Origin of the sequence: Hyphococcus luteus (genome assembly GCF_002943565.1) — a bacterium.
Taxonomy (GTDB): domain Bacteria; phylum Pseudomonadota; class Alphaproteobacteria; order Caulobacterales; family Parvularculaceae; genus Hyphococcus; species Hyphococcus luteus.
Map to the genome: position 1 here is coordinate 76,732 of NZ_PJCH01000016.1, position 16,750 is coordinate 93,481.

A 16,750-nucleotide genomic window follows, 5' to 3' on the forward strand; every position below is an offset into this window, starting at 1 on the left:
AGCGGGAACCGGCTTTTTGCGAGAATCGCGCGACACACAAGAATCCGGAAGGACCGGCATGAACGCTGACGCGCCGCCGATACGTTCCCTGCAATCCGGACCTGTTTCGCCGCTTGTTCTGGAAGCGCCGGGCGCATGGCGCGGACTCGTGATCGCCGGGATCTTCCTCCTCGCCATTACGCCGGCCTTGCCGCTTCTCGCAGAGGCGCTGACGTCGAGCGGCCAAGCCGTCATGAGCGGCGTCTTCGCCGCCGCCGTCCAGGGCGGGCTCGTGATCGGCGTCCTTGCAGCTTCCGTTGCGCTCGTCCTTGGCGTTCCGACGGGCGTTGCGCTGACGCTTTACGACTTTCCGGGCCGCCGCGCGCTCATGGTCGTTCTTGCGCTTCCGCTCCTCCTGCCGCCTTTTCTCATCGCGCTTGGATGGTCGATGCTCGCGGGCGGCGGGCTCGACGGCCCGGCCGGTCCCATCGTCGTCTTCGCCTCGTGGATTTTGCCGCTCGTGGCTTTTGCGACCTACGCCGGGGGCGCGGGATTGTCGGCGACGGCGGTCGAGGCGGCGCGGCTTGCGGGCGGCGAGCGGGGCGCGATCGTGCTTACGGCCCGCCACGCTTTCGTTCCGGCCATGGCGGCGGCGGGTCTCGGCGCCGCGCTCTCGATCGCCGACCCCGGCCCCGGACAGGTGTTCCGTGTGCAAACAGCGGCTTCAGAAATCCTGGCGAGCTTCGCCGCCCTCGGCGACTTCGGCCTCGCCGCGCGGCAAAGCGTCACCGTCGCGGCCATCATCCTGGCTGCGGCGGGCCCGCTTGCATTTCTTGTCGCGCCGCGCATCGCAGAGGCGCTGATGGCGCGCGAGACGCGGCGCGTGCGGCGCGCGCGCATGCGCGGTCCGCGGGCTGCGGCCGGTGCGGCGGCCGCAGTCATGATCATGGCGGCCTTGCTGACGCCGATGATCGGTCTCGTTTCGCCGTTGGCCTACTCTCTTGTCGAGGGGGGCGATTTGCGCTGGCTTTCGCGCGCCTTTTCGGAGCTCCTGCGGACAGGAGGCGATACGCTTGTCTACGCGGCGGGCGCGGGATTTATCGCCGTTCTTCTTGGATTCGCTTTGGCCGTTGCGGTCGGGCGCGATGCGGGACGTCGGCGCTTCGCGATCGCGGCCTGTCTCTTTCTTCTGTGCCTGCCGCCGGCGCTTGCCGCGCTCGGCATGATCCAGCTGGCGACGGCGGCGCCGGCCTGGGCCGATCCGGTCCTGCGAAGCCGGTTCGCTTTATGCCTGACGTTGGGCCTCCGGCTGTTTCCGGTCGCCGCCCTTTTCGGCCTGAGAGCGCAAGCGACATCCTCGCCGTCATGGACGCACGCCGCCGCCGTGCATGGCGTGCCTCTGGCGTTGTTTTTGAAACGTGTGACGGCGCCGCATCTGGCCCCGGCCGCCGCCGCGGCGTTCCTGCTCGCCGGTCTTCTCGCCATCGCCGATATCGGGACGGCGCTGCTGCTCCATCCGCCCGGCGCGGCCTCGTTTCCGCTTGCCATCTTCACGGTGATGGCGAACGCGCCCGAGGCGTTCGTCGCCGCGCTCGCGCTGGTCTATGTCGCGATCGCCGCCATGCTCCTGTTCGCCTTGTGGCGCCTCGTCGGATGGAAGCGCGCATGACCGGGAACAGCGGCTTCGAATTGCACAATGTCTCGAAGCGCTACGGACGGCAGGTTGTTCTGAGCGATATTTCCTGCACGCTGCCAGCGGGCCGTCATACGGCTCTTCTCGGTCCTTCCGGGTGCGGAAAATCGACGCTCCTGCGCCTTCTCGCCGGCCTTGAGCCGCCGGACTCCGGCGAGGTTGTTCAGGGCGGCAAGCTCGCCTCGACGCCCGAGGGGATGCTGATCGCTCCGCACAAGCGCGGCGTCGGCATGGTATTCCAGGACCTGGCGCTCTGGCCCAATCTCTCGGTCCTCGACAATGTGCGCCTGGGGCGCTCCGTGAGCGACGCCCGAGCGCGCGAGGCGCTTGCGCACTGCGGTATCGAGCCATTGGCGAAGCGCCGGCCGGGGGAATTGTCCGGCGGCGAACAGCAGCGCGCGGCGCTCGCGCGCGCCATCGCCGCGCATCCGGCGTTTCTGTTTCTGGACGAGCCGTTTGCCGGACTCGACTGGGAGACAAAATCGGCGCTGCTCGAAATGATTTCAGCGCTCGCGCGCGAGACGGGGCCGACCATCCTGCTCGTGAGCCACGACCCCGCGGAAGTGCTGGCGCTTGCCCGCTACCTGATCGTTCTCGAAACGGGAAACATCGCCGAAGAGGGCTCAATTCACGACGCTATCAATCAACCGAAGACCAGCGCCGCGCGGCATCTGCGGACCTATACGCTCGGCCTCGGGCGGGCGAACCCTCAGGAGGCGGATCAACCATGACGGCGCGTCTTTTATGCATCGCCGCGTTCATCGCCGTCCTGCTGGCGCCCAAAGAGGCCGACGCCTACCGGCCCTTCGAGTCGACCGACGCCGACGTCGTCAAGCGAGGCGAGCTTGAAATCGAGCTTGGTCCGCTGACGGTCGAGCGCGACGACGGGAGGACAGCCTATATCGCGCCCAGTCTCGTGGCGAACTATGGCCTGACGGACACGCTGGAACTCGTCGGCGAGTTCGAGCTGGAGCGGCCGCCGGACGAATCCTGGCGGGTCGCCGATCCCGGCGTCTTTCTAAAGGCGTTGCTCAAGGAGGGCGCGCTTCAGAACCGATCAGGCCTTTCCATCGCGGCGGAAGTCGGAGCGCTCTTGCCGGAGAGCGGCGCCTCCGATCCCCCCGACCAGATCGGGGGCGGGGGGAACGATCTCGGCGGCGAAGCCGTTCTCATCGCGAGCGGCGCGCTTGCATCATTCACCTATCACATCAATGTCGGCGGCGGCGTCGATCGCGCCGGAAATGCTTTCTGGACATGGGGCGTCATCGGGGAGCTTTCCGTCTCCGATAAGCTGACATTGGCGGGCGAGGTCGCGGCAGAAGACGCGGCCGGCGCGGCGCCCGATCGATCTGTCCTTTTCGGCGCGCGCTTTCAGCCCAAGCAATCGTCGATCGTCTTCGATCTGGGCGTTCGTCGCGGTCTCTCAAGCGCTTCACCCGAGTGGGCGGCGACGGCCGGCCTCACCTTCGGATTCTGATGCCATCATGTTTTTCCCTTGCGCGGAAGCCTAACATTATGACTTGGCCGCTTCACCTCGCGCCGAAAACGTCTCTTCAAGCATGGAAAGCCGACGATAAATTGAGCTTCGGCGATCGACCGTTCCTGCCCCAAGGCGGAACAAGGCCCCATCTCACCTTTTCGCTACCCCGTCGTATTCGCTACCAATCAGTACATTATGCGTAGCGACCCCGTTGCCGTTGGCCAAAAATTCGTCTCCGGCAGCTCGCCCGTGAGGTCGAGCAGCTCGCGATATTCCTCCCAGGTGAGTGACGCCCAAAATCGTCCGCACATTGGGCGACAATAGAGCGGCGTCCGCCAAATCGCCAGGTCGCATGGAAACACTGGAATTCGGGTCCTCTCGCCCAATCTCGATCTGAACACGTCCGACTTAAACAAGCGGACTCAATCGTTTCTCGACAAGCGGCGTCTGACATTTCGATTCCCAAATCTCCCCGCCCGCCGCAGCCTTCGCGCGTAACCGAACGAAAGTCCTTGCGAAGGAGAACGGCATGATGAGAGGCATAAGAGCTGTCATAGCATCGGGGCTCGTCCTGGCCGCCGCGCCTTTGCGGGCGGAAGAGATGCCCACGCCTGACAGCGCCGCCGCCCAACGCTCCGCGGAAGCCGAACGCGAAGCGCTCGCGCGCGCTCTCCAGGAATTCCAGGCGATCGAGCGCTTGATCGCCGACGCCGAAGCACGCCGCCTCTCAGGCGCCCGCATCTACTTTGATTACGACGCGCTTCGCGCGGAGCTGACGCAAGTCAAACTCGGCATTCGTCAATATCTCGACGAACGCCGCCCGCAACCGCGAACCTTCGAACCGCTGGAGGCTTCCTATGTGGTCGTCGATCCGGCGCAATAGCATAGCCGCGGGTCTAGTCTTCGGACTCGTCGCGCTCGCGATCGCCGAGCCGGCAATCGCGCAGATGTCGGCGGCGTCTGAAGCCGAGTTCCAGACAGGCTCGGGTCAGGCGGCGGGGACGATGAAAACCGTCATCGCGCAGTTTGTCGGCGTCATGACGGCGTTCGTCATCGTCTGGATCTTGTTTGGCGCATTCCAGGGATGGGCGAAAGCGCGCCTTGAGTCCCGCGAACTCTTATGGGTCGGGCTCCGGATTTCCCTGGTGGCGCTGTTTGTGGGGTTTTTCATTCGGCCGTGAACGGCGGCCCGCATCTTTAAAAGGAGAGAAGGAAGCCATGTCGAAATTGATAAAACGCAGCGCTCAAATCCTTGAACGCGCCGTCCTGGCGGCCGGAATCGCCGCGACGATCATCATCGCCCCGGCGGCGGCGCAATTGCCGGCCCCGCCGACGCCGTCCGACGGCGCCGCCGACGGCAATATTCTGCAGCTGACCAACAACTCGGCGAAAGATCTCACGGACGTCGCCGCCGTCGTCTTCCTGACGCTGATTTCGTTCGGCTTTATCGCCGCCGTCGTCATGAAGTTCATTCAATGGCGTCAGAACCGCGCCGAACTCGGCGAAGTCGCCATGGTCGGCGGCGTCGGCGCCATCGTCGTCGGCATAGCCGCCGTCATCCTCAACAACGCCACCGGCTACATCACCGCCCTCTAAGACGAAGCAACAAAGGTTTGAGTTCGCCCGTCATGTCTTCCCCCCGAGACGATCTGGACCATGTCCTCGCGATCCGCGTAAACGATCCGCCCACCGTTTTTCGCGGATGCACGGCGGGCGAACTCATCTTCATCGCCGTCCTCTCCCTCGCCATGCTCCTGCCGCTTTGCACATTTGTCGCGTCATTTGTCGGCGGCTGGATGCTGGGTCTCGGCGCCGCCTTTCTCCTGATGCTGGGGTCGGTCTTTGTCTCAGCCACCATCCTCCAGCGGATCAAGCGCAACCGTCCGCCCGGCTACTATCAACAATTGATCCCTATCGCCTTGCACCGGCGCGGGATTGTCAAATCCCGCTTCCGGCTGCCGAAGGGCAAGCTCGCACTGGGGCGAACAAGATGACCCGGAAACGCTTCACCGACGCCGTCGCTTCGAAAGACTCCCACATCCTCACCTTGCGAATCGCCTTGAGCGGTTGCGTCGCCCTCATGTTTCTACTGTGGATGGGCTGGCGGTCGGCGCCCAGGCAGTTGACGGTTCACATCCCGCCGGACATGCGCCAGACCTCGGTTCAGAACGCCGGCGCCGTACCGACCGCCAATGTCTACACATTCGCGTCTTACATTTTTCAGCAGCTGCAATACTGGCGGGAAGACGGCGATAGCGACTATCCGAAAAACATCTATCGGCTTCAGGCCTTCCTGACGCCCGACTATCAAGCCTATCTGACGGCGGATTTCGATCGCCGGCACGGCAAGGGCGAAACCCGCGGCCGCAGGCGCTCGATCGCCGAGCTGCCCGGCGCGAGTTTCACGCCGGACCGCGTCCATGTCGAAAGCGACGGGTCCTGGATCGTCTGGTTCGATTCCGAAATCCGCGAATACGCCGAAGGCATGCATGTGAAGACGGCCTATGTGCGCTGGCCGCTGCGCATCGTTCGCTATGACGTCAATCGCGAGCTCAATCCCTGGGGCCTCGCTCTTGACGGTTATCCGGAAGGGTATTTCCCGGAAAAGCTCGATCTCACACTCGCTGAAACGGCGTCGCAGAGCGCATCGAACGGAGGCGGTCAATGATCCGTATGGCGCTACTGGCGGCTCTCGCGGCGGCCGCGCTCATCGCTTGCGTTTTTCCGGCCTCGGCTGAGGCTCCGGCTGGCGCGGAGACGATCGCGTGGGACAAGACGCCCATCACGCTCTCTCTGCCGGTCGGGAAAGAGCGCATGATCAGCTTTCCCGGCGCCGTGCAGCCCGGCCTTCCGCGCAAGCTCGCCAGCACGTTGCGGGTCCAGACCGTCGCCGACACGCTTTATATCACGGCGGCCGAAGGGTTTGAGACGACGCGCATGCCGGTGCGCGAAATCGGAACGGGACGCATCTATCTCCTGGATCTCAAAGGCGAGACGTCCGCCCCGACGACGCCTGTGCGAATCGCCGTCGCCGGCGAAGCGGCGCCGGGGACGACTGTCACGCTCCGGACGACGGCGCCCGCGAGCACCGGGCCGGCGCCGGATTACGGTTTGATGCCCCTCACCCGCTTCGCGGCACAGCAGGTCTACGCGCCTGAGCGATTGATCGCGCCGCTCGCGGGCGTGACGCGCACGCCGGTGACGCGAACCGTCGCGCCGCAGATATTCGAGGGGGCGTATGTCGAGGTGACGCCGCTTGCGTCCTGGCGCGCCCGGAACGGCCTTTATGTAACGGCGCTCAAACTCAAGAACCGCTTGAACGAGCGCTTTGACGTCGATCCGAGGCGGCTGAGGGGCGAGTGGCTGGCGACGACGCTGCATCATCGCACGCTCGGACCCCGCGGCGCCGATAGCGACACCACGACCGCGTATGTGGTTTCCGAAGAGCGGTTCGAGGAGGCCGCCGCACCATGGCTCGACTGAGCGCCAACAAGATCGTTCCGGTCCTCGGCGTCGGAGCCGTGCTGTTCCTCGGATTTATCGGCATTCGCATGTCCGGTCCTGAAAAGCCGGCGGTCGTCAAATCGGGCGAGATGCTGACGGAGGTCCCGGCCCCGTCTGCGTCGCCCGACGGCGACACGCCCGCCGACACGATCCGTACGCTGAAGGCGCAGGTCGAAAAGACCAACAATAAATACAAGTCCGTCGAGGCCGATCTCGACGACATGCGCGCCGAGAACGAGATGCTGAAACGGAAAGCCCGCGAAATCCGGACCGATCTCGCCGCGGAGTTCGACCGCAAGCTCGCCGAACAAAAGACCGCCGCCGCGCGCGACGGCGCCGCCGATATGAGCCGTTTGCAGGCTCATGTGATGCGCCTTGAAAGCCTCATCGAAGGCATGAAGACCACCATTCCGATCGGCGGCTCGGAAGGGAACGATGCGACAATGGCGGACGCGCGCGGCCTGCCGGCCGGTTTCGGCCTCGACGGCGTCACGGGCGGCGACTATCTATGGCTCGACCCGATGGACGCGCGAAAAGGCGACGACGGCGGCCTTCTGCCCGCGAGCTTCGACAAAATCGCCAGGACGACGGCCCCGGGCAACGCCTCGCCCGATGCGCCGCTTCCGGCCGAGCCGTATTTCACGATCAACAATCTGGCGACGCTGGCCGGAAGCACGGCGTTCACGGCGATTATCGGCCGGGTGCCGATCGACGGACAGATCAGCGATCCCGTGCCCTTCCGCGTCCTCGTCGGCAAGGAAAATCTCTCGGCCAGCGGGTTGCATGTTCCATCGGAAATCATCGCCATGGTGTTCGAAGGCGACGCGGTCGGCGACTGGACCCTCGGTTGCGCCACGGGCCGCCTCCATACGGCGACCTTCATCTTTGAGGACGGCACGATCCGCACCGTCTCGACCCGGACGAATGCGGGCGGCGTCGGCTTCGGCGATAAGCCCGGCGGCGCAAGCAGCCGGTCCGGGGAGCGTCTCGGCTATATCGCCGACCGCTACGGCGTCCCGTGCATTTCCGGCAAGCGCGTCTCCAACGCCCGCAGTTATCTCGCCGGTCAAATCGCGCTGTCGGCGGCGGGCGCGGCGGCCGACGCCGCGGCGGCGGCGGAAACGTCGCAAATCATCGGCGCGGGAACAGGCACAGTCGTCGACATTATCGACGGCGATGTCGGCCGCTATGTCGCCGGGCGCTCCATCGCCGGCGGCTTTTCCGCGGCAGAAGATTACCTCGCGCAACGGCTCAACGACTCGTTCGATGTCGTTTTCATCGAGCCGGGCCGGGAAGTGGCGATCCTGATCGAGAAGGAAATCGCCATCGATTACGACCCCAATGGAAGGAAGCTCGATTATGCCCAAGCCCAGAACGGCGCGGCGCGCCGCCTTGATTAGCGCCGCTGCGCTTCTTGCCGGCTGCGCGACCAATAAGGACAAGGTTTTCGACACCGCGAACGCGCCCTCCATGGTGGAGATCTATGAAAACCATCTGGCGCGCGCCGGCAGGCCTTACTCGACATCGACGAAAGATGCGGACCGCCGGGATGTCAAACCCGGTCACATGACGACAATCGAAACAGCCGCGCGCAACTCCCATGATTATGACCGCCTCGTCGCCTGGTCCCGGACGCAAGCGTCGGAGACGCTCAATCTCTTTCCGACGCTCCCCAATCCCATTCTTGTGATGTATGTCCATCCGCACCTCGCCGGCGAGGAAGGCCTGCCTGTCCCCGGCTACGCGACGGCGTTCACGCTTTATGAAAAGACACATTTCGCCTTGCCGGGCGAGACGCGTTTTGTCGAACCTGCGCCTGCGGCCACGCCGAGCCTCGCGCCAGGCGACGATCGGCTGATCAACGCCGAATTCGCGCCGGGAGAGTGAGACGATGGCGGCGCGAACGGAACGCTGGGGCGCCAGCCTCTTCCTTGATTTCTTAAAGCCTGGAACCTCGTCCGGCGCCGGCGCGGCGAAAGAGCGCTGGCGATCACCTCCACGGCCCGAGCCCCAGGATAATTTCACTGACGAATTGCCCTGGCGGGAATATTGTCCTGAGACGGAGAGTTTTCTGCTCGAAGACGGAAGGTCCGTCGGCGCGATCTGGGAAGTGGAGCCGATCAGCACCGAAGGCCGCTCGGACGCTTCCAAAGCGGAACTCTGCAACGATCTTGCCGGCATTGTTGCGGATACGATTCCCGAAATCGACCCCATGCCCTGGGTGATGCAGATCTATGTGTCGGACGAACCCGACCTTGCCTTTATGGCCGAGCGCTTCAGGTCTTATCAGAACGGCGCCGCCGGAGGGTCCGCCTATTCCCGACATTACGCCGAGCGCATGGCGGCGCATCTTAAAAATGTCTCGCGCGAGGGCGGGTATTTCGAAGACAAGGAAGTGACCGACGCGCCCTGGCGCGGAAAACAGCGGCGCGTCAGACTCGTTCTCTATCGTCGGCTCGGCCGCCAGCAGCCGATCGGCGGTCTGACGCCCGATGAAGAACTCGCCGAGACCGCCGCGAGCCTCGAACAGGCGTTCAAGACGGCGGGCGTTTCCTGGCGCCGCTATGGCGGCGCCGATTTCTACGCGTGGATGGTGAAATGGTTCAATCCGAAGCCTGCGCTGACGGGCGGCGATGCGGCCGCGCTTCTTGCGCTCGCGCCCTATCCCGGCGACGACGATCTCCCTTACGGCCGCGACTTCGCCGACATGCTGCTCTTCGCAGAGCCCGTCGCCGATGGGAAGCACGGCGTTCTTTATTTCGATGGCGCGCCCACATCCATCGTAACCACCCTGGGATTTAAGAAGGCGCCGAAACCCGGTCATTTCACCTGCGAGCAGAAGAAGAACAATCGCGCCTTCGCCTTGTTCGACAAGCTTCCCGAGAGAACGATCCTCGTTATGACCATCATTTTCCAGCCTCGCGACGCGACGGAAAACCATATCGCCGATGTCGAAGACAACGCCCTCGGCGGCGAAATGGGCGTGGGTCTCGTCAAGGAAGAAGCCCAGCTCGTCAAACTGAAAATGGCGAAAGGCGACGATCTCTACCCGCTTGAAATCGCCGCCTATATTCGCGGGAACGATCTCGCGGGGCTTCGACGGGCGCAGCGGGAAGTTTCATCGCTCTTTCACCAGACGGGCCTCCACGCGATCGACAATCGCCACGAGCTCCTCTTGCTCGACCGCTGGTTCGACAATTTGCCCATGGCCTATCGGGCCGATCGCCTGAAGTCCCACCGGCGCAGCCGCCTTCATTACGCCTCCCACATCGCGCGCATGCTGCCCCTATTCGGCCGCTCGCGCGGAACCGGCAATCCGGGGCTCCTCTTCTTCAACCGCGGCGGCGAGCCGCTGACCATCGACCCATTGCAGAAATCCGACCGCGCAAAGAACGCGCATCTCCTCCTGCTCGGCCCCACGGGCGCCGGCAAGTCCGCGACGCTCGTCGCGATGCTGATGTCGATCGTTGCGGCCCACAAGCCGCGGCTCTTCATCATCGAGCGGGGACGGAGCTTCAATCTCCTCGGCGATTATTTCGCGCGGGAAGGATTGTCCGTGAATGCCCTCGATCTTCGCCCCGGCTGCAACGTCTCCCTGCCGCCTTTTGCCGACACCTGGCGGTTGCTCGACAAAAGGTACGAACGCGAATTCGTCGCACAGACGGAAGACTCGCTCGACGCCTCCGACAATGAAGACGAAGGCGAGGATCACCGCGACGTTCTCGGGGAACTCGAAATCATCGCCCGGCTGATGATCACCGGCGGGGAAGACAAGGAGGACGCCCGGATCACAAGGTCGGATCGGCTGGTCATCCGCGAAGCGATCCTCAAGGCGGCGAAAACGGCCCGTGCGCGAGGGCGTGCGACCGTGCGCCCCGGCCATATCGTCGACGTGATGAACGAAATGGCGGCGGCGCCCGTCCACAGCGGCGGAAGGCGCGAGCGGATCAAGGAAATGGCCGACGCCATGGCGCTCTTCACCGACCCGCGCTCCATCGGCGGCGAGCTTTTCAATCGCGGGGGCCAAGCCTTTCCGGAATGCGACGTCACCCTGGTCGATCTCGGCGCGCTCGCCAATGACGGGAACGAAGGCGAGCTCGCCGTCGCCTATATTTCGCTCATCAATCGGATCTCCGCCCTCGTGGAGCGGGACGAATATGACGAACGGCCGACCATCGTCGTCACCGACGAAGGGCATATGATCACCACCAATCCCTTGCTGGCGCGCTATGTGGTGAAGATCACCAAGATGTGGCGCAAGCTCGGCGCCTGGTTCTGGCTCGCGACGCAAAATCTCGCCGACTTTCCGGACGCGTCGGAAAAAATGCTCAACATGGCGGAGTTCTGGATCCTCCTGACCATGCCGAAAGACGAGATCGAGCAGGTCGCGCGCTTCAAAGACCTCGACGCGGAAACCAAGGCGCTGCTCTTGAGCGCCCGGAAAGAGGATCGAAAATACACCGAAGGCGTCATTCTGTCGGACCGGCTGCAAAGCCTTATCCGCATCGTGCCGCCGTCGATCGCGCTGGCGCTCGCGCAAACCGAAAAGCATGAAAAGGCGCGCCGCGCCCATTTGATGGAAGAGCACGGCCTCGCAACGGAGCTCGAAGCCGCCGAACGCATCGCAGCCGAGCTGGACGCCCAGCGATGATCGGGATGCGTTTTCTTCTCGCCCTTCTTCTCGCAATTGGTGCGCTTGCCATCGCAAGCCCCGCGCATGCCGGCGCCGACATCGAAATATTCACGACAGCCGATTACGAAATCGTCCTGCCCTCGCCCTGGGCCCCCTATACCCAAGCCGGCTATCGCGTTGTTGTGTTCAAGCTCGACGATTTCGACCGCATCGCCGAGGAACTAAGCGCCGGACTGCCGGCGGACCCGGCGCGCGCCAAGGCTGAAGCAAGAGCACGGTTCGCCGCCAATGGCGACGCCTTGCGCCGGCGCGCTCGGCGCGTCTCCGTCGGACTTGAGCGGGCCTTTTCGCTCAAGCTGACGCATGTCCCGGCCATCGTCTTCAACGCTGGCGAGGCCGTTGTCTATGGCGAAACCGATGTTGCGCGGGCGATCGCTGCCTTTGAACGCGCCAAGGAGACCGGCCGTGAATAAGCGCGTTTGCATTTTGTTGTACGTTGCGGCGATTCTGGCCGCATCGCCTTTCGCTCAGCCGGCAGCGGCCAGGGACTCGATCACGACGCCGGAGATCGTCGCCGCCTCGTCGAATTTCGGCTGCATGGAATGGCGGATCTCTGGAGCGTGCTTCTGGCTCGATTGCGGCATTACGGCCTGTTCCGTCGAAGTTTCGATCAAGGTCAGCCATAGAAGCCCATCCCTTGTTGTCAGCGCTTACGACACGGCAGGCGAAAGTCCGTGGGTCGAGACACGCGCCTTGTACGCCGCCGCGCAGCTCACCGCTCATAAGACGCAATATGCGGCGCAGGGCGTCAATATGAACCGCGAGATGCCCGGCGGCAAATTCGTCAACAACACGAATCCGAACCGCGAGGACACGCATTTCAAATCGGCCGACGTCATCGGGGGGCCGGGCAATATCGCGACCATCGCGAGCGGTTTCGGATTGCCGCTCTTTTGTCCGATGACGGATATCGCCCCGCTCGCGCCCTATTTCCTGTCAGGCATTGATGCGATCGCCTGGACCACGGGGACGACGGAGCTCATCTACGCCGCGAGTTGGGTTCCGGGCTTAAGAGAAATCGGCGACCGCTCGCTCACGAACCCGCTCGGCAACACATGGGGGCCGCTCTTTCCGCGCTTCGGATTCCTGCGCAATCCGGACGACGTCAAATCCGGCGCCGTCATTGCGCAGCGCGCCGCCGACATCGTCTACAAATCCGGGCAGCCGCACATTTATATCCGTGTCGGCAATCTGCCTGGCCGGCCCGACGGCGGGATGCGCGTCTGGGAGCCTGGCGAACTGCGCGAGAATGATCCCGACAATTCGGTCTGGCAAATGCTTGTGCCGCTGACGGAAGACGAATGCGAAGCGTTCGGCGTCGACGACCGGCTCAAAGCGAACGCCTGGTCCGACGGAAAGTTCGACAAGGCCGATTACACATTCAATTTGTGGCGGCCTTATTCCTGTTGCGAGGATGAGGGGATCTTCATCACCAGCATCGACTTTTAGGAAACGACGCCATGCGCATACCCTTACGCCTATTGATCACCGTCGCCGCCACGCTGCCACTCGCCGCAAACGACGCGCTTGCGCAGCAGCCCGTATCGGGCTCCGGCGAATGGTATTACGCTATCGGCGGCGCCGAACCGGTAAGCGCGGCGCCCAATGCGACGGTTTTCACGGCGGAGATCACCGGCTCTGACGGCTTGCGACTGCCCAACGCCTGCACCTCGCTCGACCCGGTGGTGTCGGTGTCGAATATCCTCGACGACATCAAGGACGGCGTCGACCAGTTCGAATCCGCCATGGTGCTCTCGGCGAACAACGCCATCGCCGCGCTGCCGTCGATCGTCCTGCAGCGCGCCCTGCCGGGCGTCTACGATCATTTCCAGAACGCCCTCATTCGGGCTGAGGCCCAGGTCGATATCGCGGTGAAATCCTGCCGGGAGATGGTCGACGACGCCGCAACCGGTCAGGATCCTTTTCGCGACTGGGTGAAAGTCTCCCGCCGCAACACCATGCGCGCCGAGATCTTAACGCCGGGCAACGATCCTGTCAGCGCGGCGGAAAACGTCGATCTCGCCAATGGCGACGACGGCGTGCCCTGGCTGGGCGGCGCGAACGCCGGAGGCGCCGACCAGCCGCCCATTCGCGTCGTCCACGACACGGTGAGAGCCGGCTACAACATCACCGTGGGCGAGCCGCCCGAGCAGACGGGGCCCCCGGCCGTCGCCGGAACGCCGCGAATTGTCGAGCTGTGGCCCGATCCGATCGCGGCGGCGGACTGGGGCCAGCAGGTGCTCGGCGATGAAATCATCACGACCTGCCAGGGTTGCGTCCCCGGAACTGTGCCCGGAACCGGCCTCATGCCCCGCTATGAAGCCGAGAAAGTCGCGCTGCGTCCGTTAATCGTCGACCTTGTTACGGGCGCGAGCGATCCGACGCCGGCGAACCGCCGCGCGGCGTCGGCGTCCAATATTGAAGTGACGACGCAGCTCATCGGCGCGATCCGGAACATCAGCGACGATCAGGAGCGCGATCTCGCGGTCGGCCGCCTCGTCAGCGACATCGCGACGGCGCGGACCGTGGAGAAAGCGCTCGCGATCCGGCGCGCGATCATCACCGGCCAGAAAGTCCCGGAAATCTCAGGCGTCCGCGAAGCGCTTGACGCCCAGGCGGACCTTGTCGACATCATCGAAAGAGAGATCGACAATTTTCTTTATGAAGACCAGATTCGCGAACGCCTTGTATCGCGAACCGCGCAAATCGTGCTCGAGCGCGAAGAGAGCCGGCGTCAATTGGCCCGTGACCAGTCGGTCACGGATCCGTCCGATCCCAATCCTTTGATAAACGGGAAGGTCGAATAGGTGACCGGCAGGCGGTGCATCGGACGCGGAGGCTTCGCCGCGCTCAGCATCGGCGCCGTCCTTTGCACCGTCGCGGTCATTGGCGCCGTCCTGCACAGCCTCGCGGGCGCCCATGGGCTCGCCCACGTTCAATCCTGGACGGAAACTTTTGACGGCGTAATGCGCTTTGTGCGTCCGATGCTTCTGATCTTGGGCGTAAGCTTCTGGCGGCAGGGCGCGAGGCTTGCCATGCGGCTTAATCTTATCAGCGAATCGTTTGCCGCGCGCGCGACGCGCTATTGGCTGCACTGCGCGCTTTGGATCGCCGTTATCGAGATCGCCATCGGCCAGGGGCTGGTGTTGTTCGGCGTCTTGCTCGGCGTCCCCCTCTTCGTCGCTTCGCGCCGGCGGCTGATCCCGTTGATCCGAGAAGATGCGCAGGGAGAGGACGGATGATCACATTCGATTCCCCCTTGTCTCTATTCACGACGTTGTTCGGCTGGCAATTCTACAATGTCATCTGGGACGTGCTGGTGGGTACGGGAATCGCTTTCCTTCCCTTTCTTGGGCTCCTTATAACCACGGTCATCGACACGCGAACGGAAGGCGATCTCACCGATAGCCAGTCCAAAGTAGCGCTTGCGCGGTTGGAAACGCAGCTTCTGGTCATGCTGATCGTCATCGGTTTCGCCGGCACTCCGATGGATCTCACATCCTTTCAGCATGACAACATCCAGGCGCGTCCTTACGCGAAGACGATTTCCGATCCGGCGCCGGCGACCGTGACGCCGGCGGCGTCAGACTCAACATATGATGCAGTGTTCGGCTGTCCCGCCGGAGACGCCTCTTGCACCGGCACGGACATTCCCCTTCCCGCGTGGTGGTATGGCGTCGTCGCCTTCAGCGAAGGCTTCAACCGCGCCGTCATCGCCGGCCTGCCGAGCCTCGAAGGCCTTAGAGATGTCATCGCAACGTCCAAGCTCGCCAATATCGCCGACCCGGCGGTGCAGGCCGAGACGAATATGTTCTACTCGCAATGTTTTACGCCGGCCCGGTCGAAGCTTCAGGAATTACGGCCCGCCGCCTTCGATCCGCGCGAACTCTGGCTCGGCTCCGCAACGTTCCTCACGCAGAACCGGTTCTATCGGCGCGACCTGCGCGCCCGGGTGGCTATAGAAGGATTTCCATACGACGCGAGCCGCGATTTCGAGTGGGAGACGGCGCCGGCGGACGGCTGGGGCAAACCCACCTGCCGGCAATGGTGGCTCGGCGAGGGAGCGGCCGCCGGGGCGCAGGGCCTCCGCGCCAAGCTCATCGATGAGGTGAACGCCACCGCCGCCGGCCTGATTCCGGCGATCGCCGCGGCGTTTCCGGGATGGGCGACGCCCGGCGCCGTTGATAATTTCGCGGTGCGCAAACTGATTGAAAACAACCCGCCCTCCTTTTCGAACGAGGACCTGCTGTTGTCGCGGAACAACTATGCCGGCGTCGGCGGGACCATGCGCACAGCGGCACGGGAACTGGGGCTGGGCTCGGGACGCCAGGACGTCCTCACCAAGCTTGAAACGATGTTGCTCGCAGCGCCAATGCTTCAGGCGCTGATCAAGCTCGGCATATTCGGGCTGCTGCCGTTTCTTCTCGTCGCCAGCCGCTACAGCCTGTCGACGCTCATTGTCGGCGCCGTCGCGATCTTCACCGTCTCGTCCTGGTCGAGCTGGTGGTATATGGCGAGCTGGGTCGATGAGAACCTGATGAAGTCATTCTGGCCCGATGTGAATTATCTCGATACGTTGTTCTCGACCCATTACAATACGAACACCGGCGGTTTGATATCGCCGGTTGGCGGGACGACGAAGTTCAACCTGCTGAACCTCGTAACAGCCAGCACGTATATTTTCTTTCCCCTGATCTTTTCGACGTTGATGGGGCTCGCCGGCTATCAAGCTGCCCGCGCCGCGTCGACATTGCAGGTGGCCGCTTCAGCTCCTGCCGTCAACACGGCGGCGACTGGCGCATTCAATGCAGGCAGGAAAGTCAGCGGCAAAGTTGCTACTGTCGGCCGGGCCAGTGCAGCGAAAATAGGAAAATAGCGCCGACATTAGCCGCGCAGATCATCTATAGATTTCTCGTCGATTACATCAACATCATAGATGCCACCAGCCGTCGGCAGATCAATCGCCTCTCCCGTCTGGTAGTTGAAGAAGCGTTCGTCAACATGTTCAGTTAGCTCCTCCACCTCTGCATCACTGCGCAGGAGGTCCTCTATGAGAGTGAAAAAGAATTTGAACATTCCGGCGACTTTCACAATTCGTGGCTCGGTTCTGGTCAATTGCGCTTTCGTTGAAATAGCCCGATAAGCCCTGATTCCGAAATCGATCCGAAAACCTCCATCTCACAAAATTAACATTGCGCTCAAAGAGGGCGACAAAAGGGCGAAACGGGAAAAAGTGAAACGGCCCAATGGCTAAGGGACTGTGAATGGTAATGGGCTTATTTGAAAGGGCCCCAAACAAGATTGGGGAAAGGATATCGGGATAAAGAATATGCGTGGCCGTCCTGCAATAACCTCCAGCGTCACCACCGAATGAACTAGTTTGACGCGGTCCGGATGCGTT

The 16,750-nt window shown here is 63.3% G+C and carries 18 protein-coding genes; 17 read left to right on the forward strand and 1 reads right to left on the reverse strand.

Going from position 1 to position 16,750, the window contains the following annotated elements; all coding sequences use genetic code 11:
- The first annotated feature begins 58 nt into the window (after positions 1–58).
- The 17 genes from CW354_RS23580 to CW354_RS20280 all read left to right on the forward strand — a co-directional run bounded on the left by CW354_RS23580 (position 59) and on the right by CW354_RS20280 (position 16,225).
- Entirely contained in the window at positions 59–1,648 is a 1,590-nt protein-coding gene (locus CW354_RS23580; protein WP_165793864.1) for an ABC transporter permease family protein, read from the forward strand.
- Positions 1,645–2,403 (forward strand): ABC transporter ATP-binding protein, encoded by a 759-nt coding sequence (locus tag CW354_RS23585; protein ID WP_165793865.1) that lies wholly within the window; start codon positions 1,645–1,647, stop codon positions 2,401–2,403. The genes CW354_RS23580 and CW354_RS23585 overlap by 4 nt, the downstream gene beginning before the upstream one ends.
- Positions 2,400–3,149 (forward strand): hypothetical protein, encoded by a 750-nt coding sequence (locus tag CW354_RS20215; RefSeq protein WP_104831915.1) that lies wholly within the window; start codon positions 2,400–2,402, stop codon positions 3,147–3,149. Before CW354_RS23585 ends, CW354_RS20215 begins: the two co-directional genes overlap by 4 nt.
- A 532-nt stretch (positions 3,150–3,681) precedes the next feature.
- The gene (locus CW354_RS20220; protein WP_104831916.1) at positions 3,682–4,035 is read left to right on the forward strand and encodes an integrative conjugative element protein, RAQPRD family; all 354 of its coding nucleotides are present in this window, start codon (positions 3,682–3,684) and stop codon (positions 4,033–4,035) included.
- The gene (locus tag CW354_RS20225) at positions 4,010–4,333 is read left to right on the forward strand and encodes a DUF3262 family protein (protein WP_104831917.1); all 324 of its coding nucleotides are present in this window, start codon (positions 4,010–4,012) and stop codon (positions 4,331–4,333) included. Before CW354_RS20220 ends, CW354_RS20225 begins: the two co-directional genes overlap by 26 nt.
- A 37-nt stretch (positions 4,334–4,370) precedes the next feature.
- Entirely contained in the window at positions 4,371–4,748 is a 378-nt protein-coding gene (locus CW354_RS22825; RefSeq protein WP_108723967.1) for a DUF2976 domain-containing protein, read from the forward strand.
- Positions 4,749–4,780: 32 nt separating this feature from the next.
- Positions 4,781–5,146 carry a TIGR03750 family conjugal transfer protein gene (locus tag CW354_RS20230; RefSeq protein ID WP_165793866.1) on the forward strand — a complete coding sequence of 122 codons (366 nt, stop codon included), beginning with the start codon at positions 4,781–4,783 and terminating at the stop codon, positions 5,144–5,146.
- The gene (locus tag CW354_RS20235) at positions 5,143–5,820 is read left to right on the forward strand and encodes a PFL_4703 family integrating conjugative element protein (RefSeq protein WP_104831919.1); all 678 of its coding nucleotides are present in this window, start codon (positions 5,143–5,145) and stop codon (positions 5,818–5,820) included. Before CW354_RS20230 ends, CW354_RS20235 begins: the two co-directional genes overlap by 4 nt.
- A complete protein-coding gene (locus tag CW354_RS20240) occupies positions 5,817–6,635 on the forward strand; it encodes a TIGR03749 family integrating conjugative element protein (protein WP_104831920.1) in 819 nt (272 codons plus the stop codon). Before CW354_RS20235 ends, CW354_RS20240 begins: the two co-directional genes overlap by 4 nt.
- Positions 6,623–8,056 (forward strand): TIGR03752 family integrating conjugative element protein, encoded by a 1,434-nt coding sequence (locus tag CW354_RS20245; RefSeq protein WP_104831921.1) that lies wholly within the window; start codon positions 6,623–6,625, stop codon positions 8,054–8,056. The genes CW354_RS20240 and CW354_RS20245 overlap by 13 nt, the downstream gene beginning before the upstream one ends.
- Positions 8,016–8,543 (forward strand): TIGR03751 family conjugal transfer lipoprotein, encoded by a 528-nt coding sequence (locus CW354_RS20250; protein WP_165793867.1) that lies wholly within the window; start codon positions 8,016–8,018, stop codon positions 8,541–8,543. The genes CW354_RS20245 and CW354_RS20250 overlap by 41 nt, the downstream gene beginning before the upstream one ends.
- 4 nt (positions 8,544–8,547) lie before the next feature.
- Entirely contained in the window at positions 8,548–11,307 is a 2,760-nt protein-coding gene (locus CW354_RS20255) for a conjugative transfer ATPase (protein WP_104831922.1), read from the forward strand.
- Entirely contained in the window at positions 11,304–11,762 is a 459-nt protein-coding gene (locus CW354_RS20260; protein ID WP_104831923.1) for a TIGR03757 family integrating conjugative element protein, read from the forward strand. The genes CW354_RS20255 and CW354_RS20260 overlap by 4 nt, the downstream gene beginning before the upstream one ends.
- Entirely contained in the window at positions 11,755–12,798 is a 1,044-nt protein-coding gene (locus CW354_RS20265; protein ID WP_165793868.1) for a TIGR03756 family integrating conjugative element protein, read from the forward strand. Before CW354_RS20260 ends, CW354_RS20265 begins: the two co-directional genes overlap by 8 nt.
- Positions 12,799–12,809: 11 nt before the next feature.
- Positions 12,810–14,156: an integrating conjugative element protein gene (locus CW354_RS20270; RefSeq protein ID WP_104831925.1), complete on the forward strand. Its 1,347-nt coding sequence runs from the start codon at positions 12,810–12,812 to the stop codon at positions 14,154–14,156.
- A complete protein-coding gene (locus CW354_RS20275; protein ID WP_104831926.1) occupies positions 14,157–14,591 on the forward strand; it encodes a hypothetical protein in 435 nt (144 codons plus the stop codon).
- Positions 14,588–16,225 carry a conjugal transfer protein TraG N-terminal domain-containing protein gene (locus CW354_RS20280; RefSeq protein ID WP_104831927.1) on the forward strand — a complete coding sequence of 546 codons (1,638 nt, stop codon included), beginning with the start codon at positions 14,588–14,590 and terminating at the stop codon, positions 16,223–16,225. The genes CW354_RS20275 and CW354_RS20280 overlap by 4 nt, the downstream gene beginning before the upstream one ends.
- A gap of 8 nt (positions 16,226–16,233) precedes the next feature.
- Here the strand turns inward: CW354_RS20280 and CW354_RS20285 are convergent, their stop codons facing one another.
- A complete protein-coding gene (locus CW354_RS20285; RefSeq protein ID WP_133162398.1) occupies positions 16,234–16,464 on the reverse strand; it encodes a hypothetical protein in 231 nt (76 codons plus the stop codon).
- Positions 16,465–16,750 lie beyond the last annotated feature (286 nt).